This window comes from Xanthomonas axonopodis (assembly GCF_001304695.1).
Lineage (GTDB): Bacteria > Pseudomonadota > Gammaproteobacteria > Xanthomonadales > Xanthomonadaceae > Xanthomonas > Xanthomonas axonopodis.
Map to the genome: position 1 here is coordinate 34,110 of NZ_JFAQ01000091.1, position 22,484 is coordinate 56,593.

Genomic DNA, 22,484 nt, shown 5'->3' on the forward strand with positions numbered 1-22,484 from the left:
TAGCCTGCCCGAGACCGCGTGAACGGGGCTTGAGAGGGCGTCGCGAAAAACTGCTGCGCCCCATGGATGACAAACGCGTCGCCACGCGTCAGTGAAACGAGTCGTCGGCAACCAACACCAACACTCCCCCCGCGCGTCCGTGCGCACCAGTGAAAGGCAGTGTCGAAAACGAAAGCCGTGCCCACGTAAGCCACGCCCCGCGCCGATGCAGTGATTTCGCAAAAAAGCCAGCAGCGCGTCGTCGCGCGCCGATGGAACGAACGCCGCAGACGCCTGGCGCATCTCGCCGATCACCCTCGCCTTCTGTGTTGCTGCGCGCCCATGCAGTGCATCGCCAGAGCCGTCGCAGTAGCACACCGCACATCGCACGCCGGTGCAGTGTGCAGTAGCTAACGGATCAGCAAGGCTTACCCCGCGACGATGTTCACGATCTTGCCGGGCACGATGATGATCTTGCGCACGCTCAGGCCTTCGAGGAACTTGGCGGCGTTCGGTTCGGCCTGCGCCAGCGCTTCGATCTGTTCGCGGGTCGCATCGGCAGCGACATCGATGGTTCCGCGCAACTTGCCGTTGATCTGCACTGCCAGCGTCAAGGCATCGCGCACCAGCGCGCTGGCATCGGCCTGCGGGAACGCCACGTTTTCCAGCAGCGTCTCGCCACGCCCCAGGATCTGCCACAACGCGTGGCTGGCGTGCGGGGTGATCGGATTGAACAGCAGCACCATCGCCTCGAGCGCTTCCTGGCGCACCGCGCGGCCCTGTTCGCTGGCGTCGTCGAACTTGGCCAGCGCGTTGGACAATTCCATCACCGCGGCAATGGCGGTGTTGAAGCTGTGGCGGCGACCATAGTCGTCGCTGACCTTGCCGATGGTCTCGTGGGTCTTGCGGCGGATCGCCTTCTGCTCGACGCTCAACGCGGCGACATCCAGCGCGGCGGCCGCGCCCGCGCCCACATGCTTGTGCACCTGCACCCACAGCCGGCGCATGAAGCGCGCCATGCCGTCCACGCCGGCCTCGTTCCACTCCAGCGACTGCTCCGGCGGCGCGGCGAACATCGAGAACAGCCGCACCGTATCGGCGCCATACTTGGCCACCATCGACTGCGGGTCCACGCCATTGTTCTTGGACTTGGACATCTTCTCGGTGCCGCCGATGTGCACCGGCTTGCCGTCGGCGATCAGCACCGCGCCCGTGACACGGCCGCGCTCGTCGCGCTGGATCTCGACGTCGGCCGGGTTGATCCAGTCCTTGCCGCCGTTGTCGGCATCGCGGTAGAAGGTGTCGGCGATGACCATGCCCTGGGTGAGCAGATTGGTCACCGGCTCGTCGCTATCCACCAGCCGCGCGTCGCGCATGAGCTTGTGATAGAAGCGGAAGTACATCAGGTGCAGGATCGCGTGCTCGATGCCGCCCACATACAGGTCGGCCGGCATCCAGTAATTGGCGCGGCGGTCAACCATGTCGCGTGCATTCGGGCTGGTGTAGCGCGCCACGTACCAGCTCGATTCCATGAAGGTATCGAAGGTGTCGGTTTCGCGCTCGGCCGGGCCGCCGCAGTCCGGGCAGGTGGTCTGGCGCCAGGTCGGGTCGGTCTTGATCGGCGAACCGGTGCCGGAAAATTCCACGTTTTCCGGCAGCACCACCGGCAACTGGTCCTCCGGCACCGGCACCGCGCCGCACTTGGCGCAATAGATCACCGGAATCGGGCAGCCCCAGTAACGCTGGCGGCTCACGCCCCAGTCGCGCAGGCGGTAATTGACCCGGCGCTGGCCCTGGCCCTTGCGCTCGAAGCGCTCGGCCAGTGCTTCGAAGGCGCCGCCGAAATCCAGGCCGTCGAACTCGGCCGAATTGATCAGCTCCAGCGCGCGGCTCTTGTCGGTGTACCAATCGCGCCAGTGGGTGGCATCCCAGGTCTGCTCTTCTTCGTTGCGCGGCTCGCGCAGCTTGACCACCTGCACGATCGGCAGGCCGTACTTATTGGCGAATTCGAAATCGCGCTGGTCGTGGCCTGGAACGGCCATCACCGCGCCGGTGCCGTAGCCCATCAGCACGAAGTTGGCCACCCACACCGGCACCTGCTCGCCGCTGATCGGGTGGACCGCGGTCAGGCCGGTGGCCATGCCGCGTTTTTCCTGGGTTTCCAGCTCGGCTTCGGAGACGCCGCCGTGCTTGAGCGTTTCAAGCAGCGCGGCCAGTTCCGGATTGGATTTGGCCGCATGCAAGGCCAGCGGATGCTCGGCGGCGATCGACACGAAGGTCACGCCCATCAGCGTGTCCGGGCGGGTGGTGAACACGCGCAGCGGGTCCAGTGCCGCACCATTGGTGTCGCGCACGTCGAACTGGATCTCCAGCCCTTCCGAGCGGCCGATCCAGTTGCGCTGCATGGTCTTGACCGAATCCGGCCAGCCGTCCAGCTGGTCCAGGCCGTCCAGCAGTTCCTGGGCATAATCGGTGATGCGCAGGAACCACTGCGGGATCTCGCGCTTTTCCACCAGCGCGCCGGAGCGCCAGCCGCGGCCGTCGATGACCTGCTCGTTGGCCAGCACGGTCTGGTCGATCGGGTCCCAGTTCACCACCGCGTTGCGGCGATAGGCCAGGCCCTTGCGCATCAAGCGGGTGAACATGCGCTGCTCGTGCACGTAATAGTCCGGCGTGCAGGTGGCGAACTCGCGCGACCAATCGATGGCATAGCCCAGCGATTTCAGCTGCGCGCGCATGTGCTCGATGTTGGCGTAGGTCCACTTGGCCGGCGCGGTCTTGTTCTTGATGGCGGCGTTTTCGGCCGGCAACCCGAACGCATCCCAGCCCATCGGCTGCAGCACGTTGTGGCCGGTCATGCGCTTGTAGCGGCTGACCACGTCGGAAATGGTGTAGTTGCGCACATGGCCCATGTGCAGTGCACCGGACGGGTACGGCAGCATCGACAGGCAATAGAACTTGGGTTTCTCCGAGTTCTCGTCGACCTGGAAGGCGCGGGTGGCATCCCAGAACTGCTGGGCGGAGGTTTCGACCTGCTGCGGGTCGTAGACGTTCGGTTCGACGGTGGACATTGGGAGCGGATGCTCGGGCGGTGCAAAGCGGTACAGGGTACCGCAGTGCAGCAGGTGGACCAAACCGTTACCGCAGCGCCGCAGGCTTCGGCGGCCAGATCCACCCCGCCACCGCCAGCCAGCCGACCCAGGCCAGGAACGCCAGCCGTTGCGCAATGGCCTGGCGCACCAGGCCGGGCGGGCCGAACGCCAGCACCGCCACCAGCAGCCCTGCCGCCAGGCTCAACCAGGCCAGTGTGCGGGTCGTGGCATCGTTGAGCAGCGCGGCGGCAATCAACAACATGCCGGGCACGAACGCCACCGCCCACAACAACCAAGCGATGGCATGGGCCTGGCTGGCGCGGCCATCCAGATCGGTGGGGTCCAGCGGCAGCATGCCCATGCCCAGAAAGGCCAGGCCGGCCAGCACGATCAACTGCCCGCCCACGCGCAGACTCCAGCTGGCCTTGGGCGGCATGCGCGTCAGCAGGCTGACCCCGGTGGCCATGCTCAGCGCGCCCACCAGCACGAACGCGACCAGATTGAAGCCCAGCGCATGCGGCACGCCCTGCGCGCCCAACAGCGCCACCGGATGGCTGGCCTGCAGATAGCCCGGCAGCGTGACACCGAAACCGGCCAGTGCCAGCACGAAGACCGTTGCGGCGATCAGGCCCATGTAGCGCGGTGCGCGTTCGGTGGTTGCCATTGGCTTACTCCAGCACGGGGCGCGAAGCGCCGCCAGAATGCGGCATTGTCGTGCCGGCCGGGCGCGGCGTGAACCCCCGACGCTCACACGGCCATGCGAAAGGTGCCTTCCCGGGCACGCGAGCGCGTCATTGCGGCTAGGCTTGTGTCAGCCGCGTTTGCCACCATTACCTTCCACTGTTGCCGCACTTAACTTCTGGAAGCCCATGTCCGACAAGCCGCATGTATTCGATGCCACCACCGACACCTTCGAGACCGAGGTCCTGCAGAAATCGTTGACGACACCGGTGCTGGTGGACTTTTGGGCCACCTGGTGCGGCCCCTGCAAGTCGCTGACGCCGATCCTGGAAAAGCTGGCCGGCGAGTACAACGGTGCATTCGAGCTGGGCAAGGTCGATGTGGACAAGGAACAGCAGATCGCTGCGGCGTTCCAGATCCGTTCCGTGCCGACGGTGTTCCTGGTCAAGGGCGGCGAAATCGTCGACGGCTTCCCCGGCGCCATGCCGGAAGGCCAGGTGCGCGAATTCCTGACCCAGCATGGCGTGCTGCCGGCCGAGCCGCAGGTAGCCGAAGACGTGCCGCTGGCGCCGCTCGACCCGCAGGCGCAGGCCGCGGCGCTGCGTGAGGCGATCGCTGCCGAACCGGACAAGGACGAACTCAAGCTGGACCTGGCGCTGGCCCTGCTCAAGACCGGCGACACCGCCGAAGCCGAGCAGTTGATCGACGCCCTGCCCGCCAACCTGGCCACCGACGACCGCGCGGTGCGCGCCAAGGCGCGGCTGAGCTTTGCCAACGTCCTCAAGGACGCCCCGGATGCCGGCACCTTGCAGGCCGCCGTGGAGGCCAACAGCGCCGACCTGCGCGCACGTCACCTGCTCGGCGTGCGCCACCTGCTCGACGGCAACGACGAAGCGGCGTTGGAGCAATTCCTGGAAATGCTGCGCCAGGACCGCACGTTCGACGACAACCTGCCGCGCCGTAGCCTGATCGATGCCTTCCGCGTGATCGAGGACGAAGACCTGGTCGGCCGCTATCGGCGCAAGATGTCGGCGCTGGTGTTCTGATAGCCGCTGGCACTGCGGCGCCAGACGTGCACGTAGGGGCGGACCTGGCCGCGACGAGTTATTCCTGCCGGTCGCAATCGCGCTTCCCCGGCAAGGCTGGGTCGCGGCCAGGTCCACTCCTACGAACACGGGCGGCCGGGCCGAGGTGGGCGGTTGAAGCCCACTCCATACGCATGCGAATGTTATGCTAAGCACTTCCCTCGCCAAGGAAACAGGCCTGCATGCGCGCATCGCTGTTCAAGTTAGGCATCAATCTGTGGCCGCCGTTCTTGTTCGCCGGCATCCGCGTCACCGTGCTCTCGGCCGACTACCGCTTTGCGCGGGTGGAACTGCGCCAGCGCCCGTGGAATCGCAACTATGTCGGCACCCATTTCGGCGGCAGCCTGTTTGCGATGACCGACCCGTTCTGGATGCTGCTGACCATGCACAACCTGGGCCGCGATTACTACGTGTGGGACGAGGCCGGCAGCATCGAATTCGTCAAGCCCGGGCGCGGCACGGTGACGGCGGATTTCGTCATCGACGACAGCGTGCTGGCGCAATTGCGCGAGGCCACTGCAAACGGCGAGAAACATCTGCGCTGGTTCGAGAACACGGTCTACAACCGCGACGGCGAAGTTGTCGCACACGTCCGCAAGCAGCTCTACGTCAAACGCAAGCCGGCACGTTGAGGATGACGGCAGTGACGCGGCCACGCCAGCTGACACGGCGATGCATGCTTCGCTCGCCTCGCCGCTCATGCAACGGATGATGCCGGAGCGAAACCCCTGCACGCCCCTCATGACCAGGTGCGATTGCCGTAGCAGGAACCGCGCAGGACCTTTGCGATGTGCGCAGCGATAGTCGCTCCCCCCGCAGCCGCAGGCGTGCTGGTCCGTTGCTGCCCTTGTCGCGCAACGCACATCGGTTTTGTATCAGGCCATAGGCGGCATCGCTTAGAACCCGTTGCTCCCAGACAAGCCAGCGTGCTGGCATGCTGATAACGCCGGGCTGACGCAAGCGCTACGAACCTCAGACTTAGCTGCAACCCATAGCGCTTGCGTTTGGTCATGGCCCTGGCCAGGCGCGCCCGCGTCTAGGCACTCAAGTCTACCCTGTTGCCACTGCTGCAGCGCTTCCTTCCGACGCAAAGCCACGCCAAGCGCGTGCAATTGCGCAGACACTTCTGCGATCACCGCGCCGCCCCCATTACCCTCCTCTCAGAGGGGAAGCGATCAACAGCGACACCATGTCGGCCAGCACATTGCCGACCATAGGGCGTCCCAGCACATCGCGCAGTGCTGTCGTTACCACGTTCGCCGTGCTGAACGCCTGTCTAGCTAGCGCCATCGCTTCCCGACCTGTCTGCAACAGATAGCTGGGAAAGTGCACCGCATCGGACCACTTGGCAGGAGGACGTGTCTTGTCCGGCAATGCAAGAGCGAACAAATTCAAGCGCTGATGCCCACCGAGCAGATCGGGAACCGTCATCTGGCCAGTGGGCCCCATTGCCTTACCGGTGTCCAGCAACGCCTTGTGCAAAGCGCCTGCACCACCAACCGCCAGCCTAGCCAAGCCAACCTCGGCAAGCGCCGTGCGGGTGACGGGGTCCCCTGAGGTGCGCCGCGCGGCATTAAAGCCGCCGCTGATAGTCGGCTCAAGGGGCATGGTGTCCAACGCCGTATCGTCCAATTCAGACTGGCACTGCGAGATTCCTGCCCGACGGTCATAGGCCTGTGCCGTGAGCTCGGCACGGGTCGGCGTACCCTTTTCTCCAGGACGCACGAAGCGCTTGCCTCCCTCAGGGGTGACTTCCAACAGGACCGGCGGCGGGTCCGGCACCAGGATCTTGGGATCGATCGCCTGGAAACGCGGCAGATTGGCGACGCGCGCACGCCTGTCCATCGATGGAATCAACAGCGTGTCGCAGGTATGCGATCCCATTCCCGAGATCACCCCAGCAAGGGTCGCTGTATTCAAGGGCTCGGAAGCGGGCGGGCGGCTGCTTTGGTAGGCAGTGGCTGCAGAAATGCCGAGCGGCGTCCGCAACGCGCCAACGAAAAACGATCTGAGACTTTCATAGGCAATGGGCAGCGACGCTTTCATGCCGACCGCCTTCATATCCCCGGCAACTTCGTAGGCGGCGTCCGGACCGAACGCTTCAACACGCTCCTGCAAACGGGCATCCGCCCATTGCAAGTATTCCGCCTGCAATGCGAGCTGCTCGTCCGACGGCTCTGCAAACGGACGATCCTTCAGACCTGCACGCAGTTGCGCCTTAAGGCGTTCGCAAGCGGCGACACAGCGCTCCGCGTAAGACCCCTGCATCGCCGAAGAAGAAGCGGCCTGCTGGTCGCCTGGATGCCGTCCAGCGCGATGCTGGCTCTCCGCGCGCTCAGACGCAGCGCGGGAGGATTCGCCCGCTTCCGGACGCCACTGTCTGGCCTTGGCGGCGGACAATTTGCCCGATGGTAGCGTCGTGGTCTTTCCTGCGCGCGCGCGCAAGCGCGGGCTTGCTGCCGGCAGCCCCTCCAGCAACGTTGAACGAGGTGTCTGCGCCTCTGGCACAAACGGTTCGCTTGCGTGGGCCGCATCGGGATTTCCGGACGACACATTTGGGATAGACGCTGGAGCGCTGTTCTGGCGTTGGAGCTTCATACGACAGCCTCCTTCGCGTCGCCCGCCTGCCTCACCAACGCATCCAACACGACACGTGCAACGATCTGCCCCCGCTCAAGAGTGGCTGCCACGTCTTCGGGCGTCTGCGCGAGCAACAATGGGCAGATGCACAGCAGGCCCAGATTGGACATCGTCAGCCTCCACCCGTACTCGGTCAGCAGTTGCTCTTGCAGCGCAAGCAGTGTGACGACTTCGTCGCCACCGAGTTCGCGAGCAGCCAACGGCAGGATGACTTCCGGAAATCCCGACACGCCATCGTTCTGGGGTTGCGCATGCACGCGACACAGCATGCCCGCAGGCCCGAGAACGGTCTCGCCTTCACGCAGGCGCTGCACCAGTGCATCGGTCAGGCCCAGGCGAATACCAAGACCGGAAAAGAACGAAGTCAACATGGAATCAACATTGATCTGATTGGATGTCATCTGAGGTATCCCACAATAGAAATGCGACCTTTATGGCTTGTTTCTGCCCAGGCAGTGTCACTGTCAGCGCCCAATCACGGCAAAGAAAGCGCGAATCACCGGCGCAACGCACGAAGTGCGAAAGACTCACGCAAATAGTTCGATCCGCGCGCTTGCCTCTTTAACTCAAGTCAGCTATCAAGGCTGTAGTGGCCACAGATTTTTCGGCACCTCAGTGCCATGCCACTCTCAAATAACCATCGCTTGGCGCGCAATCCGTTGCGGTCATCCTAAAGCGCAGGACCTGCATCGGCATGCACCCGCGAGGACCTGCTCGCAATGGACGCGCATTTTTGGAGATTGCTGACCAGACAGACAACGGCCGGCTGCCGAACTCCAGTGCGTTTGAAAAGACCGCCCTCTGTCACGCACTACATCTCGGTTGCGCACCAAGCGCCGTTGCGGAACCTCATTTGGTTCGCGTATGGCGATATAAAATCCGCTGTACAGACAGGGAGCATGCGGGTCTGGTAGTTCAATTTTCGCGCAGTGCAGTCACCACTTCGCCTCCATCAATACCGGCAAGGTCAGATTGCACCAGGAACTCCGCCAAGGGAGGTCCGCCAAGGGAGGGAGGTTCCGCGGCATCTGCGATGCATTCCCCATGCGATGCGCACCATTCGTCCGGTACGCAAGCAATCTATCTGCGGTACACACGTCAGGAGCTATGCCCGATGAAGTCATCCACATCCGTCGATCCGGCCAGCCGCAGTACCGGGACGTACTCGCCAAAGATTCAGGAGCCGAAGATCCGGCAAATGGAACTCGCCAGTGCCCCGCCCTCCGCGACCTCCAGAATTGATTCCGCACCTGACCCCGCACTTAGCCCACTTGGACGTGCGCCCGTCAGGCGCAGCAGTGGAAAGACGCCAGGAGCGCCGTCGGCTGACCCCGAGAAAGGCGCCCAGGCATTCGGTGTGCAACCGCCAGCGTCTTCGAGCGCAGCGAAAGCCGCGAGCGCGCCACAGCATCCGCCTTCGACGTCCCGCGTGGCACAGTCGCACCCGGAGCACGCCTCGGCCCGGAGTCACCCGAGCAGATCAACGCTGGGGCAGATGAGAAGCGAGATAACGCGGTCCAAGAACGTTCGGGACCTGGAGATGAAGTTCCACAAGTTCCTCCGCAGAGCCGGCAAACACGCCAAGGACCTGGTGTGAGGTGATCTTCCGGCATGTTGCAAGGCTTGGCCTCCCTGCAACATGCCGGATAAAGCGCCCCAGGCGCGGGACGAAGCCATTGATCGGCAAAAAAAGCGCAAGCAACACGTACTTGCCGATGTGCAGATCGTGTGGCCCCGATGCGGGCGCTGTTGAAAGATGCCGGGATTGTGGAGTCGCCCCACGTTCATCGCAGCGCAGGTGCGCACGTTACCGCTGTGTGCGAATGCCGGAATACGGGCAGCGTCAGGCGGAAGATGCGCACACCGCTGCAGCGTTCACCTCGGCGGTGAATGAAGCAACATCGCCCCGATCTAACATTGGATCGCCGCCGATCTGCCAAGGCATCGACCATCGGCAATTGCGCGACTGGCAACCGCTGTCTGGACGCGCCGACTCGGCACGCATGGCAGGCGGATGTGAGCGACGTGTGTGCAACGCGCACCGCAAGTGGGCCACGCTCACGGGCTGCTCGCTACTGCATGCGGAGTCTGGGATCTCCCAACCCACATGGAATGATTTCATGAAAGCGATCAACGTCATCACCCTGGTGCTTCTTATCGTCGGCGGACTGAACTGGGGGCTGGTCGGCCTGTTCCAGTTCGATCTTGTCGCCGCACTGTTCGGCGGGCAGGACGCGCTGCTGTCGCGCGTGGTCTACACGCTGGTGGGTCTCTCGGCGCTGTGGCAGTTGGTGCCGCTGTTCCGCAACAACCATGGCACCGCCGAGCATCACACCAGCCCGCACGTGCGCAACAATCGGTAACCTCCTGCCTGCGGCAGGTCTGCGCATCTGCGCATGACGCCGACGCAGTGCGTCGGCGTCATGCCATGCGATGCATGCTTTGCGTCCGGGCGCGTGGTCGGCAAGAATCGCAGACACCTTCCTGCTGGCCGCCTTCATGCTCCTGCACACCGTTGCTTCTGCCTGCCTGCTTGCCCTGCTGTTACCCGCAGCCGCCAACGCGGCTTACCGTAGCCCGCAACAGATTCTCGACAGCTCGCCGGCCAGTGCATGGCGTGTGCTCGACCCGGACCGCACGCTGTACCTGGAGTTGGATGCCGGGCGGGTGATCATCGAGCTGGCGCCGCAATTTGCGCCGGAGCACGTCGCCAACATTCGCACGCTGGCCCATGAGCGCTTCTGGGACGGGCTGAGCATCTATCGCTCGCAGGACAACTTCGTGGTGCAGTTCGGCGACCCGGATGGCGAGACGCCGGCCAAGGCCAAATCGCTGGGCTCGGCCAAGACGCATCTTCCGGCCGAATTCGAACGCGCATCGCAGGGCCTGGATTTCCAGCGCCTGCCCGATAGCGATGGCTGGGCGCCGCAGGTGGGCTTTGTCGACGACTTCCCGGTCGGCCGCGACAGCGCCACCGGCAAGACCTGGCTGGCGCATTGCTACGGCACCCTGGGCGCAGGCCGCAACAACGACGAAGACAGCAGCATCGGCGCCGAACTGTATGTGGTCACCGGGCAATCGCCGCGCCAGCTGGATCGCAACATCACCGTGGTCGGGCGTGTGGTCAAAGGCATGGAATTGCTCAGTGTGACACCACGTGGCCCCGACCCGATGGGCTTTTACGAAGACCCCGCGCAACGCGCGCCGATCCGCGCAATCCGGCTGGCCAGCGAGGTGCCTGCGCCCGAGCGCACACCACTGCAATTGCTGCGCACCGACAGCCAGACCTTCCGCGACGTGGTCGAAGCGCGCCGCAATCGCAAGGACGATTTCTACAAGCGCCCGGCCGGGCACATCGACCTGTGCAATGTGCCGTTGCCGGTGCGTGCACCGCCTGCTGGTTGAATCGGGAATCGCAAGAGCGAGTCGCGTCTGCTCAGCGGGCGCGCTGGCTGAAGGCGACGCTGCCGAGGATCAGCACCGCGGCGATCAGCATGGTCCAGGTGAGCGGTTCGCCCAGTAGCGACCACGCCAGCAGCGCGCCGAACACCGGCACCAGATAGGTCACCGTGGAGGCACCGGCCGGGCCGATGCGCTGGATCAGCCGGTAATACATCAAGAACGCCAGCCCGGTGCACACCACATCCAACGCGGTGGCGCAGGCCCACGCCACCGTCGGCACCGGCGTGGTCGGCCATTGCCACCAGGCCAATGGCGCCAGCAAGAGCGCACTGCAGCCCAGGGTGGACGCTGCCGACGCAGCAGGCGGCAAATCGCTCATCTGGCGCTTCACCAGGTTGTAGCCGATGCCGTACAGCAGCGAGGCAGTTGCGCCAGCCAGCGCTGCCGGCCCGACGCTCAAACCGGCGGATTTGCCGGTGGCCAATACCAGCACGCCGATGAACCCCACCAGCAGGGCCAGCGCGCGACGCGTGCCGATCCGTTCGCCGAAAAACAGGAAGGCGATCAGCGCGGTAAACAGCACCGTCATCGCGTTGCAAATCGCGCCCACCGCCGCCGGTGCGTGTTGCGCGCCCCAGGCAAACAGCAGGAACGGCAACGCCGAGTTGAGCACACCGGTTGCCGCCAGCATCGGCCAGCGATGCAGCGGGAAACGTTCGCGCGCCAGCCACAGGAACGGCAGCAGCACCAACGCACCCAGCGCCAGGCGAATTCCACCAGCGCCACGGTGCCGAACTTGGGCGGCGGCCACGCGCATGAATAGGAACGAGCAGCCCCACACGACGCCTAAGAAACCAAGCTCAAGCGGCGTGCGCCATTGGTGTACCGCAAGCTCGGGCTGCGCCGACGATTGGGCGCTCATGGCCGCGCTCCCGAACCGCGCCATGCGGGAAGGAAACGGCAGAAGACAGCAGCGGGCAGACAGAGAGACATGGCACGATCGTCGCGAAGGGGTGACGCAGCATCGGTTGCCGCCATGGGCGTGACAAGCGCGTAGTATCGGGGCGAGCCACAAATCTCACTCATGCCTCGATGACTCTGCGCCCTACCCGTTGCCTGCGCTGGGCGTGTTCGCCGCTGCCGCCCGCCATCGAAACTTCGCCCACGCCGCCGAAGAACTGCACATCACCGCCAGCGCAGTCAGCCACCATGTGCGCAAGCTCGAAGCGTTGCTGGGTGCGACCTTGTTCCAGCGGCTACCGCGCGGCGTCAAGCTCACCGCCGAAGGCCGCCAGCTGGCCGATGCGGCCACCGCCGCACTGGCCGAGATTGCCGCGGTGGCCGGCAACCTGCATCCGCGCGAAGACGCCATTCCACTGCGCGTCACCACGTTGCGGTCGCTGTCGTACTGCTGGCTGTTGCCGCGGCTGCCGCGCTTTTGCCGCGCCTATCCGCATATCCGCATGGACCTGCAATCGGATACGGCTTTTTCGCGTTTCGAAGAAGGCGGCCCGGACCTGGGTATTCGCTATGGCCAAGGCGCTTGGCCCGGACTGACCTCGCATCACCTGATGGACGACGGGCTGTTCCCGGTGGCCTCGCCGTCGTTGCCGGAAGTGGCTGCCCTGCGCACGCCGGCGCAGATCGCGCAATTGCCGTTACTGACCGATATGTCGCCGCAGGGTTGGCGCGACTGGCTCCGCGCAGCCCAGGTCCGCGGCACCACCGTGCCGCCGATGCACACCTTCAACGACAGCACCGACGCGATGCGCGCCGCCGTGTACGGCCTGGGCGCGATGCTGGCGCGCAAGCACATCGCCCAGCCCTATCTGCAACGTTACGAACTGGTACGCCTGCCCGGCCCCACGCTCAAGGCGCGTTACGCGTACTACATCGTGCACCCCAGCCACCGCGAACTCAGCCCGGCCGCGGCATTGTTCATCGACTGGCTCAAGCGCGAAGCACAGGACGAACGCACCCCGATGCCGGCATTGCCCGCCGAGTTGGTGGCGTTGCCGCTGAACGAAGGCGTGCAGGAGCCGCGTGCGCGGCGGCGTGTGCGGAAAGCATCGGCAGTGAAATGAAGGCCCGCGGGTATCTTGCTATCTGCGTGAAAAATTTCGCTGTTCCTCGCCAACTGCGCCGCGACAGCCTGCAAGGCCTGGTATGCGACGTGCTACAGGCATTCGTCGATCAACCTCCTGGCGGCGTGAGCGGTTTGATGCACCTGCGCAACCTGATGGTCAAGCCATTGTGACCACGCACCACGCATCTGGGTTGCCCGGTGTCGTCGTTGCTCGACCCGAGCGCAGCGCAACGTTTCGCCGGGCGCTTCCCGATGCTGGCACAACGCAAAGATGCCGACGGACGGCAAATGCAGATCGTGCTGGGTGCCGACGACAAACATCTGCGCTTCCGCTCGTCGGTGGCATTGCGTCTGGTCGGCACGCACGAGATCGCGCTGACCATGGCCACACGGGTGAGCTGCCGCAACTGGTGTGCCGTGTCCACATAGCCTGCATCCATCACGCGCATCACCACCACGTCATGCCGACGATGCTGCGCGCCGCAGTAGGCCGCGTGTTGCAGTTTGCCCCCCTCACAAGCCAGGCGTGGCCGGCACAGCCCGCGTGAGCTGAGCGCCGCGCACCATCACCTCGTTTTGTCCTGGCGATGCCTAGGCTTGATGTCCCCAATCCACAGGACACTCCCATGCCTACCCTCCGCATGCGTATCACCGGCACCGATGACGACGCGCGTGCCATTGCCAACCTGCTGCAAAGCATCGACGGCATCGAGCACGTGGAAGAAGTGGACGATCTGATGCCGCATCTGGACGACGAAGATTCCAGCTCGGCCGGCCTGTCGGACGACGAAGGCCCGGGCAGCCACGAGTTCGAAGTGGAAGCGGGCAACGAGGCCACCGCGCAGAAGGTACGCGACACGGTGCAAGAGCTGGCACTGCAGCTGGACGTGTTTGTGGAGTACGAAGTCGACGAAGATTGAGCCAGGCTCAGCCCTACGTGCGGTGACAGTGCTGCATTGCTGGATCGCACGTGACGCTGTGATGCGTCCTGCTGCGCTTGGGCATGCCGCCGCGCCTCTTGAGCGACGTGCGCCCCGGTACCGACAACACACACCGCATGCAATGGCAGATCGGATGACCCCGCAGCTGCACGGCAGTGCCGCGCAGCCGCGGTGCATCAGGACATCCGGCGCCGACGTACGCGCCAGCGCCACGCCTGCAACAGCAACCAGCCGGCGATCAGTGCGACCACAGCCACCGGTAGTAGCGCCGCTACGGCGCGGATGACGAACGCCACGCTGCTGGAAAATACCTCGCCGAACTCGGCGGCCGCTTCTGCGATCTCACCCCTGCCCTGCTCCCCACCGGTACTGCGGAAATTGAGCGTGAGTAACTGCGTACGCACCCGGCGTTGCTGCTGCGCGGACTGCTGTTGGGTCTGCTGCGCTTCGGCCTCGATCTCGGCCAGCCGCCTGGACACCGCCAGCAGGTCGGTCACCGCCAGATCGCGGCGCTGCTGCAATTCGAGCAGGCGCGCATGCTCTTTTTGCAGCCGCGCCTGCGCCAGATTGGTGTCGGCGATCTGCTGCACCATATCTTCGGCCCGCGTGCTGCGCGCGGCGACATCGCCATGCTGGCCGGCCAACTGCACCATGGGTTCGACCCCGTCCGGTGCCAGCCGTACGCTGACGCGCCCACTGGGGTCGCGCCCGCCTTCCTGCTCGACCGCCAGCAAGGCGCAATCGCCGAACTGCGCGCCGTGGCAGGCAGTGCGTATGGTGGCGATGCGCTGACCGATCTGGTCGGCAGGCAGCTCGATACGCACATCGTGCTCGTAGGCCAAGGCATTACCCTGCGCGGCCGGCGCCGCAGCGCCGCCGTCGGCCGCCATCTCTGCCTGATGCTTGGAACACCCGCACAGTGCCCATCCCAGCAGCATGGTCGCGGCATACCGCCGCATGGCGCGGCTCATCGGCTGGCTCCGTCGACGGCATGCACCTGCAGCCCGGCAAGATCCAGGGCCGGTAGGCAACGCACATTGACCGCGTCTGCCATTTCGCCGGTCTTGGGGTTGAGGCCCTCGCTGAAAGGCGCGATCCCGGACTGCGGGCAATCCTGTTGATCGATGTGCTGCTGATTGAAGCGATAGCTGCCTATAGCTTCCGGCGCAGCCTGAGGCTGCAGCTGGGTGCGCGCGCCGAACCAGAGCAAACCGCCGCGGCAGCGACACGGCGAACAGTTGCAGTCGTAGACCGCGGTGATGGGCGCTTCGGTTTGCAGATCGAACGCGATGCGTCTGCAATGACAGCTACCGGCATGGCGCATGTGATCCTCCTTGGAACAGGCCACCGTGCGGGTGGCAAGCATGATGTGCGTGTACGCGCAGCGTGGGTAGCAAGCTGCACCCGGGAACCGGAGTGTACGAGCGATCGCGCCCGCAACGTGCAGCCGTCGTGTGCCCCGAGCGATCGGCACCGTTGCCGGCAGGCAGGAGGGGCGACCACCAACACGTCGTGAGCATCTGTCAGGGAAGGTGGAGGGCGCGCAAGAGCCGGAGGGTGCGAGCGGCACACGCCGGTTCCGCACATTGGCCGCGCCCGCCTGGCGCTGAGCGCCGTCGATGTATTGGCTGCCCCACACCAATGGCGGATGCGCATACGCGCGTCGATGCCTATGCTGGCGGTTTGATTCCACCAGGACCCACGATGCGTCAACGCCTGCTTGTCCTCGCCCTGCTCACCGGCCTCAGCGCCTGCCAGCAACACCCCGAATCGCCGCAAGCTGGCACCACCGCAGCTCCCGCCCAGGACGCACAGGCCCCGGATGCACGCTTTGCGGCGTTGTCCAAGCAGGCCTTGGACACCTGGATGCAGCTGTCGCCGGTGACCGCCATCCAGACCAGCGACCACCGCTTCGATGCGCAGATCGACGACCTGAGCGCCGGCGGCCGTCAGCGCAGCCTGGATGCGGGCAAGAAGCTGCTGGCCACCCTGGATGCCACCGACGTGACCAAGCTCTCGCGCAAGAACCAGGTGGATGCGGCCATTCTGCGCAATCAGCTGCAGTCGGAGATCTGGAATACCGAGGTGCTGCAAAGCTGGGCCTGGGACCCGCAGGTTTACAACGGCCTGGCCGGCAGCGCGCTGTACAGCCTGATGGCGCGCGAATTTGCGCCGCTGCCCAAGCGCCTGACCGCAGCAACCCAGCGCATGGAAAAGATCCCGGGCATCTTTGCGCAGGCGCGCGAGAACCTGGACCCGGCGCGCGTGCCGAAGATCCACGCCGAAACGGTGGCCAAGCAGAACAAGGGCATTCTGAGCATCGTCGACAACTTCATCGCCCCCAACATCAGCCAGCTTGGCCCGATCGAGGCGGCGCGTGCGCAGGCGGCCATCGACAACCTGCGCAAGGCAGTGGCCGAGCAGCAAACCTGGCTGGACACCGTGCTGGTACCCAATGCCAAGGGCGACTTCCGCATCGGCGCGGAAAAATACGATCAGAAGCTGAAATTCGCGCTGTTGTCGTCGCTGTCGCGTGCCGACATCAAACAGCGTGCCGAATCCGAGCTCAAGCGCGTGCGCAGCGACATGTACGGCATCGCGCGCACGGTGCTCAAGGACAAGCCCGGCGCTCCCAAGTTGCCCGAATCGCCCACCGACGACCAACAGCAGGCGGCGATCGAAGCGGCCCTGGAGCTGGCGTATGCCGACAAGCCTGCGCGCGACAAGGTGGTGGACGCGGCCAAGGCAGCGCTGGCGCAATCGACTGAATTCGTGCGCCAGAAGGATTTGATGACGCTGCCCGATTCGCCGGTGGACATCATCCTGATGCCGGAATTCCAGCGTGGCGTGGCGGTTGCGTATTGCGATTCGCCCGGCCCGCTCGACAAGAATCTGAAGACGTTCTACGCGGTGTCGCCGATCCCCGACGACTGGAACGACAAGCAGGTCGATTCGTTCCTGCGCGAATACAACACCCGCATGATCCAGCTACTCAGCATCCATGAGGGCACGCCAGGTCATTACCTGGAAGGCTGGCACTCGGCCAAGTTCCCCTCCACGCTGCGCGCGGTGCTGCGTTCGGGCATGTTCGCCGAAGGCTGGGCGGTGTACACCGAGCGCATGATGCAGGAGCAGGGCTATCTGGATAACGACCCGCTGTTCCACCTGGTGCAGCTCAAGTTCTATCTGCGCACCATTGCCAATGCCATTCTCGACCAGGGCGTGCATGTGGACGGCTGGGATCGCGACAAGGCGATGCATCTGATGACCCACGACACCTTCCAGCAGGAAAGCGAAGCAGCGGGCAAGTGGGTGCGTGCGCAGCTCTCGTCCGCACAGCTGCCGACCTACTTCGTCGGCGTGCAGGAACATCTGGACACGCGCAAGGCGGTGCAGGAAAAACTGGGCAAGGACTTCAAACTGAAGGCCTATCACGACCAGATGCTGTCCTACGGCGCCCCGCCGGTCCGCTTCGCCCGCGAGCTGATGCTGGATCAACCGATCGAGTGAGTGATCCTTCTCCCGCACGCGGGAGAGGGGCGTGCTCCGGCAGCGGAATAAGCGGCTGCATGTGGCCCTTCTCCCGCGCGCGGGAGAAGGTGCCCCGCAGGGGCGGATGAGGGGACGCCTGGCGCAGGTGTCACCACCTGCGATGTCAAACGCGTCGCTACGCGCCTTCAAAAATGACATGGCAGGTGGCTTCGCTCGTGCCCTCCCCCAACCCCTCTCCCGCACGCGGGAGAGGGGCGTGCTCCGGCAGCGGAATAAGCGGCTGCATGTGGCCCTTCTCCCGCGCGCGGGAGAAGGTGCCCCGCAGGGGCGGATGAGGGGACGCCTGGCGCAGGTGTCACCACCTGCGATGTCAAACGCGTCGCTACGCGCCTTCAAAAATGACATGGCAGGTGGCTTCGCCCGTGCCCTCCCCCAACCCCTCTCCCGCACGCGGGAGAGGGGCTACGGTGGCGCCGAGCTCGCGCACATCTTTCAATCACGCGTCCGCCGCAACAAACCCACCCGTCTGGCGCGCCCATAGCCGCGCGTACAGGCCGCCATGCGCGATCAGTTGCGCATGCGTGCCTGTCTCGACAATTTTGCCGGCATCCATCACCACCAATCGGTCCATGCGCGCGATGGTCGAAAGACGGTGCGCGATCGCGATCACGGTCTTGTTGCCCATCAGTGCGTCCAGGCTGTCCTGGATGGCGGCCTCCACTTCCGAATCCAGCGCCGAGGTCGCCTCATCCAGAATCAGGATCGGCGCGTCCTTCAGCAAAACCCGCGCAATCGCAATGCGCTGGCGCTGACCGCCGGAGAGCTTGACCCCGCGCTCGCCCACATGCGCCTCGAAACCGCGGCGGCCTTCGCCATCGATCAGCGTGTCGATGAAACTGTCGGCGCGGGCCTTGCGCACGGCGTCGAGAAGTTGCGCCTCGCTGGCCTGCGGCCGCCCGTACAGCAGGTTATCGCGGATCGAGCGATGCAACAGCGAGGTGTCCTGCGTCACCAGGCCGATCTGTCCACGCAGGCTCTCCTGCGTCACGCTTGCGATGTCCTGCCCGTCGATCAGGATGCAGCCCTGCTCCAGGTCGTACAGCCGCAACAACACATTGACCAGAGTGGATTTGCCAGCACCGGACGGCCCGACCAGACCGATCTTTTCGCCGGCACGCACCTGCAGATCCAGCCCGGCAACCACCCTACCGCGCTTGCCGTAATGGAAATGGATGTGCTCGAACTGCACCTGCCCCTGCGTTACCTGCAGCGGCACCGCATCCGCTGCATCCTGCACCTGCACCGGTTGCGAAATGGTCTGCATGCCGTCCTGCACGGTGCCGATGTCCTCGAAGATGCCGTTGACCGTCCACATGATCCAGCCGGACATGTTGTGGATACGGATCACCAACCCGGTGGCCAGGGTGATCGCGCCCACACTGATCTGACCGCGGCTCCACAACCACAGCGCCAGCGTGCAGGTCCCCACGATCAAAAAGCCATTCGCCACTGCGATGGCGGTGTCCATGGCGGTGGTCACCCGTGTCTGCCCGCGGTGCTTGACTGCCAGCTCGTCGATGGCATCGCGCACGTACGCCTGTTCGCGGCCGGCATGGGCGAACAACTTGAGCGTGGAAATATTGGTATAGCCATCGACGATGCGGCCGGTCGCCTTGGAGCGCGCATCCGAAGCAATCCATGCGCGCGCCTTCATGCGGGGCACGAAGAACGCCATCAGCGCAACGTACACCACCAACCAGAGCAGCAGCGGTGCCATCAGCCAGGGGTCTGCCTGCGCGAACAGCCACAGCGCACTGCCGGTGTAGACCACGATGTACCACAGCGCATCCACCATCTGCACGGCCGATTCGCGCAGCGAGGTGCCGGTCTGCATCACCCGGTTGGCGATGCGTCCGGCAAAATCGTTGTTGAAGAAGCCCAGGCTCTGGCGCACCACGTAGTTGTGCATCAGCCAGCGCGAACGGTTGCTCAGGCCAGGCACGATCGCCTGGTTGACCAGCAGATTGTGCAGGCCGGTAAAAAAAGGCCTCGCCACCAGTGTGATCACCGCCATCCAGATCAGTTCGCCCGCATGCTGCCGGAAGAAGTCGGGGCCCGGCTTGTCGGCAAGCATGTCGACGATGCGGCCAAGGAAATCGAACATCGCCACTTCCACCAGCGCCAGCAGCAGCCCGGCGGTCAAGGTGGCCAGCAGGATCGGCCACAACGGCCGCAGATAATGCAGATAGAAGCGCCACACGCTGCGTGGCGGCATCTCCCGCTCGATGGGCGGGAAAATATCGATCAGGGACTCGAACCAGCGGAACATTGCGCCAATTTCAGAAAACACCGGAAGCCCAGGCTAGCCGATCGGGCGTCAAGCCGCAGTGGCGCTGGTCGGCACGCGCGGCCTGATCGGCCAGCGCAATGCGTCAACGTGGCAGTGGCGCGCGAAGACCGCGGTTTTCGGAGCATCTGAATCGAGCCACGAACGGCTCACTCGCGCACGCGCGCGAGCAGGCGATTGACCTCTATCAAATCGAAATGCCCGGGCTTGAAGCGCCCACCCAAGGTCGCCAGGTCCTGCACATGCTGCGGGTGGTCCGGGTCGGCGACGATGTGCACCAGCGCCTGATAATCATCAATGCCGCCAATGCTCTCCGGTGGGCAGGCATTGGCACCGTCCACGCAGCGCGCCACGCGCAGGCCGGCATCGGCCGGCAACAGCGCTTCCACTTGCAGGCGATGCTGCCGGCCAGGACCGGCGCCGTAGAAATAATCGAAGCCCTCCAGCTCGCCCACCGCGCTTTCCAACGTGACACGCCCCGCATGCTTGAGCCGGGGACGCTCGGGCACATCCAGCCCGGATTCGCCATAACGCCCGCCACCGAGGTCGAACCCGTAGGGATGGATGCCATTCCAGCCCATTACCGGCTGCAATACGCGATGCAGCGTGGCAAGGCGCACCGCGCCCGACACCAGCAGGCGACGCCAGATCAGCGGCGTACTGCCGGTCAATGCCACATGCAGTTGATACACCGGCGCAGGTGCCTGCACCGCTTGCTGCGCGGATTTCTTTTTTGCCTTGGTCATCGTGTCGTACAGTTGCCTGTCTGTTCCCAGTATGGCGTGGCAGGCAGGCGAATGCAGACGCTGTCTAGCTCCGCGCGCAAATCGACCGCGCAACGCCAGGCAGGCGCGGCCGGTGCTCGGATCGGGATGTACCACGTGTACATCCGGACTCTGAGCGCCCTGTCCACACCTGCCTGGCCGCTACTGGCTGCGGTTTGTTGGCCACGCTCAGGCACTGCGGCGCAGGCGCAAACCGAACAGCAGGTCATACAGGATCGGAATCAGGCCCAGCGTCACCAGCGTGCCCAGCGCCAGCCCACCGATCACGGTGATGGCCATGCCCGTCCACAGCGGGCCTGCAAATAGCATCAGCGGTACCAGGCCGACGATGCAGGTGAGCTTGGTCATGACGATCGGGCGCAGCCGCTTGACCGCGGCCGCCACCACCGCTTCGCGGCGCGGCAGGCCATCGGCAAGTTCGGCCTCGATGCGCTCCAGCAGCAACACCGCGTTGTTGACGATGATGCCGGCCAGCGCCAGCAGGCCGAAGGTCGCCATGAAGCCGAACGGATAGCCGGTCATCACCAGCGCCAGTGCCGCACCGATCAGCACGAACGGCACCGCCGACAGCACGATGAACAACTTGCGGAACGAGTTGAACTGCCACACGAACAGCAACAGGATCGCGCCCAGCGCATGCGGCATGTAGTGCAGCAGGGCCTGATTGGCTTCGGCCGAATCTTCCAGCTCGCCACCAATCTCCACGCGGTAGCCAGGCGGCAGCTTGAGCGCGGCGATTGGCGCGGACAGCCGTTCGACGATCTCGGTCGCGGTCAGTTGCGGGTTGCGCGCGGTCACGGTGATGGCACGGCTGAGGTTGCGCCGCTGGATCGCCGACGGCTCGCTGTCGCGCAGCACCGTGGCGACCGCCGCCAACGGGACCGGTGCGCCAGCTGCCTGCGGGTACACCAACGTATCGGCCGGATTGCCGTTGGCGGCACGCTCTTGAGTGCTGCCGCGCACGACAACCGGCACATCGGTGCCATCGTCGCGGATCAGGGTGGCATCCACGCCGCTGTAGCGCCCCTGCAAGGCCTGCGCAACGTCTTCGCTGCTCACACCGGCGCGGCGGGCCTTGAGCTGGTCCACCTGCACGACATAGCGCGGAATGCGCGCCTGCCAATCGTCCTGCACGTCCACGGTGCCCGGCACCGCCCGCAAGGCCCTGGCAATCGCAGCAGCGCTGCTGCGCAGCACCGCTTCATCCGGACCCACCACGCGATACACCGCCATCCCGGCTTCGGTGGCGCCCAGCGAAAAGCGCTTGGGCTCGGCAAGCAGCGCAGGGAAGTGGCTGCGCACATGCGAGCGTACCCGTGCGATCACCGCATCAATATCGCTCCCGGGCCGCACGCTGACCGTGAAGTACGCCTGGTTGGCCGCCGGCAGCGGCGGGTTCAGGCCCAGCACGATGCGCGGCCCGCCATCGGCAACATAGCCGATGCTGTCCACCACCTCGGGGTTGGCGCGGCGGTCACCCAACCAGCGGCTGAGTTCACTCACCGTGCGCAGGGTCTGGCGCGCATCGCTGCCCGCCTGCAAGGTCACCGGCATCTGGAACTGCAGGCGGTCGGACTTGGGCAGGAAGTCGTATGGAATCGACACCAGCACGGTGACCGCTACCGCCAGCATCGCCGTCATCGCACCGATGAACAGCACCTTGTGCTGCAGCACGCGTTCGATCGCACGGCGATAGCCGCGATAGAACCGCGATTCGGCTGCGTCGCTGGTCTTGGTGACATGCACCTTGGCGAAGTACATGCACAGCAGCGGCGTTACCGTGATGCTCAGCAACCACGACCCCAGCAGCGTCACGCCAAGCACGGTCGCCAGCGAGCGCAGGTATTCATTGGTGCTGGTCTGGCCGAAGAAGAACGGCGAGAACGCCAGCACGATGACCAACGACGACGTCAGCAAGGGGGTCGCCAACGTCCGGCCTGCATCGATGCAGGCC

15 protein-coding genes and 5 pseudogenes are annotated in these 22,484 nt (G+C 64.9%); 10 read left to right on the forward strand and 10 right to left on the reverse strand.

The window, feature by feature from the left end; genetic code table 11:
• Window positions 1-407 precede the first annotated feature (407 nt).
• Both leuS and XAXN_RS09415 read right to left on the reverse strand, forming a co-directional pair.
• A complete protein-coding gene (leuS, locus tag XAXN_RS09410) occupies window positions 408-3,050 on the reverse strand; it encodes a leucine--tRNA ligase (protein WP_054319358.1) in 2,643 nt (880 codons plus the stop codon).
• Between the two features lie 67 nt (window positions 3,051-3,117).
• Window positions 3,118-3,735 (reverse strand): DUF998 domain-containing protein, encoded by a 618-nt coding sequence (locus tag XAXN_RS09415; protein ID WP_054319344.1) that lies wholly within the window; start codon window positions 3,733-3,735, stop codon window positions 3,118-3,120.
• A 205-nt stretch (window positions 3,736-3,940) separates the two neighbouring features.
• Here XAXN_RS09415 and trxA point away from each other — a divergent pair, with 205 nt between their 5' ends.
• Window positions 3,941-4,798, forward strand: coding sequence for a thioredoxin (gene trxA / locus XAXN_RS09420; protein WP_054319345.1), 858 nt, complete (start codon window positions 3,941-3,943; stop codon window positions 4,796-4,798).
• Window positions 4,799-5,019: 221 nt separating this feature from the next.
• Complete coding sequence (locus XAXN_RS09425) at window positions 5,020-5,469, forward strand: DUF4442 domain-containing protein (RefSeq protein ID WP_054319346.1); 450 nt, start codon at window positions 5,020-5,022, stop codon at window positions 5,467-5,469.
• A 520-nt stretch (window positions 5,470-5,989) separates the two neighbouring features.
• Here the strand turns inward: XAXN_RS09425 and xopF are convergent.
• Together xopF and hap3 are read right to left on the reverse strand one after the other, a co-directional pair.
• Window positions 5,990-7,435, reverse strand: a pseudogene (gene xopF, locus XAXN_RS22485) (XopF/Hpa4 family type III secretion system effector); the annotation flags it as partial.
• Entirely contained in the window at window positions 7,432-7,878 is a 447-nt protein-coding gene (hap3, locus tag XAXN_RS09440) for an Hpa3 family type III secretion system protein (protein WP_054319348.1), read from the reverse strand. The pseudogene xopF and the gene hap3, both read right to left, overlap by 4 nt.
• Window positions 7,879-8,591: 713 nt before the next feature.
• On the opposite strand from hap3, the pseudogene XAXN_RS23055 reads away from it, so the two are divergent.
• From XAXN_RS23055 to XAXN_RS09450, 3 genes and pseudogenes are all read left to right on the forward strand, one after another.
• A pseudogene (locus XAXN_RS23055) lies at window positions 8,592-8,879 on the forward strand (type III secretion system effector XopAB); the annotation flags it as partial.
• A 718-nt stretch (window positions 8,880-9,597) separates the two neighbouring features.
• On the forward strand, window positions 9,598-9,840 hold the full coding sequence (locus XAXN_RS09445) for a DUF378 domain-containing protein (RefSeq protein WP_042823024.1): 243 nt from the start codon (window positions 9,598-9,600) through the stop codon (window positions 9,838-9,840).
• A 70-nt stretch (window positions 9,841-9,910) separates the two neighbouring features.
• Window positions 9,911-10,882, forward strand: a complete 972-nt coding sequence (locus tag XAXN_RS09450; protein WP_054319349.1) for a peptidylprolyl isomerase — start codon at window positions 9,911-9,913, stop codon at window positions 10,880-10,882.
• Between the two features lie 31 nt (window positions 10,883-10,913).
• Here XAXN_RS09450 and XAXN_RS09455 read toward each other — a convergent pair whose 3' ends face one another.
• Window positions 10,914-11,801, reverse strand: a complete 888-nt coding sequence (locus tag XAXN_RS09455; protein WP_054319350.1) for a DMT family transporter — start codon at window positions 11,799-11,801, stop codon at window positions 10,914-10,916.
• Window positions 11,802-11,971: 170 nt separating this feature from the next.
• On the opposite strand from XAXN_RS09455, the pseudogene XAXN_RS09460 reads away from it, so the two are divergent.
• The 4 genes and pseudogenes from XAXN_RS09460 (at window position 11,972) to XAXN_RS09470 (ending at window position 13,885) form a co-directional block, all read left to right on the forward strand.
• Window positions 11,972-12,963: pseudogene (locus tag XAXN_RS09460) on the forward strand (LysR substrate-binding domain-containing protein).
• A 47-nt stretch (window positions 12,964-13,010) separates the two neighbouring features.
• A pseudogene (locus XAXN_RS22730) lies at window positions 13,011-13,247 on the forward strand (DUF2867 domain-containing protein); the annotation flags it as partial.
• A 6-nt stretch (window positions 13,248-13,253) separates the two neighbouring features.
• A pseudogene (locus XAXN_RS22495) lies at window positions 13,254-13,513 on the forward strand (hypothetical protein).
• 78 nt (window positions 13,514-13,591) lie between these two features.
• Complete coding sequence (locus XAXN_RS09470; RefSeq protein WP_054319352.1) at window positions 13,592-13,885, forward strand: hypothetical protein; 294 nt, start codon at window positions 13,592-13,594, stop codon at window positions 13,883-13,885.
• A 197-nt stretch (window positions 13,886-14,082) separates the two neighbouring features.
• Here XAXN_RS09470 and XAXN_RS09475 read toward each other — a convergent pair whose 3' ends face one another.
• On the reverse strand, window positions 14,083-14,877 hold the full coding sequence (locus tag XAXN_RS09475) for a DUF4349 domain-containing protein (protein WP_054319353.1): 795 nt from the start codon (window positions 14,875-14,877) through the stop codon (window positions 14,083-14,085).
• Window positions 14,874-15,272, reverse strand: coding sequence for a GFA family protein (locus XAXN_RS09480; RefSeq protein WP_054319354.1), 399 nt, complete (start codon window positions 15,270-15,272; stop codon window positions 14,874-14,876). Before XAXN_RS09480 ends, XAXN_RS09475 begins: the two co-directional genes overlap by 4 nt.
• A 338-nt stretch (window positions 15,273-15,610) precedes the next feature.
• Between XAXN_RS09480 and XAXN_RS09485 the strand changes: the two genes are divergently transcribed.
• Window positions 15,611-17,416, forward strand: coding sequence for a DUF885 domain-containing protein (locus XAXN_RS09485; protein ID WP_054319359.1), 1,806 nt, complete (start codon window positions 15,611-15,613; stop codon window positions 17,414-17,416).
• A gap of 478 nt (window positions 17,417-17,894) precedes the next feature.
• Here the strand turns inward: XAXN_RS09485 and XAXN_RS09490 are convergent, their stop codons facing one another.
• From XAXN_RS09490 to XAXN_RS09500, 3 genes are all read right to left on the reverse strand, one after another.
• On the reverse strand, window positions 17,895-19,727 hold the full coding sequence (locus XAXN_RS09490; RefSeq protein WP_054319355.1) for an ABC transporter ATP-binding protein: 1,833 nt from the start codon (window positions 19,725-19,727) through the stop codon (window positions 17,895-17,897).
• Between the two features lie 167 nt (window positions 19,728-19,894).
• Entirely contained in the window at window positions 19,895-20,491 is a 597-nt protein-coding gene (locus tag XAXN_RS09495) for a plasmid pRiA4b ORF-3 family protein (protein ID WP_054319356.1), read from the reverse strand.
• Window positions 20,492-20,698: 207 nt separating this feature from the next.
• A partial coding sequence (locus tag XAXN_RS09500) for an efflux RND transporter permease subunit (protein ID WP_134984864.1) occupies window positions 20,699-22,484 on the reverse strand: 1,786 nt, incomplete at its 5' end.

Excerpts from the sequence above, each read along its gene's own strand:
- XAXN_RS09450 (WP_054319349.1), top strand. The coding sequence starts at position 9,911 with ATGCATGCTTTGCGTCCGGGCGCGTGGTCGGCAAGAATCGCAGACACC.
- XAXN_RS09480 (WP_054319354.1), bottom strand. The coding sequence starts at position 15,272 with ATGCTTGCCACCCGCACGGTGGCCTGTTCCAAGGAGGATCACATGCGC.
- XAXN_RS09455 (WP_054319350.1), bottom strand. The coding sequence starts at position 11,801 with ATGAGCGCCCAATCGTCGGCGCAGCCCGAGCTTGCGGTACACCAATGG.
- XAXN_RS09490 (WP_054319355.1), bottom strand. The coding sequence starts at position 19,727 with ATGTTCCGCTGGTTCGAGTCCCTGATCGATATTTTCCCGCCCATCGAG.
- leuS (WP_054319358.1), bottom strand. The coding sequence starts at position 3,050 with ATGTCCACCGTCGAACCGAACGTCTACGACCCGCAGCAGGTCGAAACC.
- XAXN_RS09470 (WP_054319352.1), top strand. The coding sequence starts at position 13,592 with ATGCCTACCCTCCGCATGCGTATCACCGGCACCGATGACGACGCGCGT.
- XAXN_RS09485 (WP_054319359.1), top strand. The coding sequence starts at position 15,611 with ATGCGTCAACGCCTGCTTGTCCTCGCCCTGCTCACCGGCCTCAGCGCC.
- XAXN_RS09425 (WP_054319346.1), top strand. The coding sequence starts at position 5,020 with ATGCGCGCATCGCTGTTCAAGTTAGGCATCAATCTGTGGCCGCCGTTC.
- XAXN_RS09495 (WP_054319356.1), bottom strand. The coding sequence starts at position 20,491 with ATGACCAAGGCAAAAAAGAAATCCGCGCAGCAAGCGGTGCAGGCACCT.
- XAXN_RS09445 (WP_042823024.1), top strand. The coding sequence starts at position 9,598 with ATGAAAGCGATCAACGTCATCACCCTGGTGCTTCTTATCGTCGGCGGA.
- XAXN_RS09475 (WP_054319353.1), bottom strand. The coding sequence starts at position 14,877 with ATGAGCCGCGCCATGCGGCGGTATGCCGCGACCATGCTGCTGGGATGG.
- XAXN_RS09415 (WP_054319344.1), bottom strand. The coding sequence starts at position 3,735 with ATGGCAACCACCGAACGCGCACCGCGCTACATGGGCCTGATCGCCGCA.
- trxA (WP_054319345.1), top strand. The coding sequence starts at position 3,941 with ATGTCCGACAAGCCGCATGTATTCGATGCCACCACCGACACCTTCGAG.
- hap3 (WP_054319348.1), bottom strand. The coding sequence starts at position 7,878 with ATGACATCCAATCAGATCAATGTTGATTCCATGTTGACTTCGTTCTTT.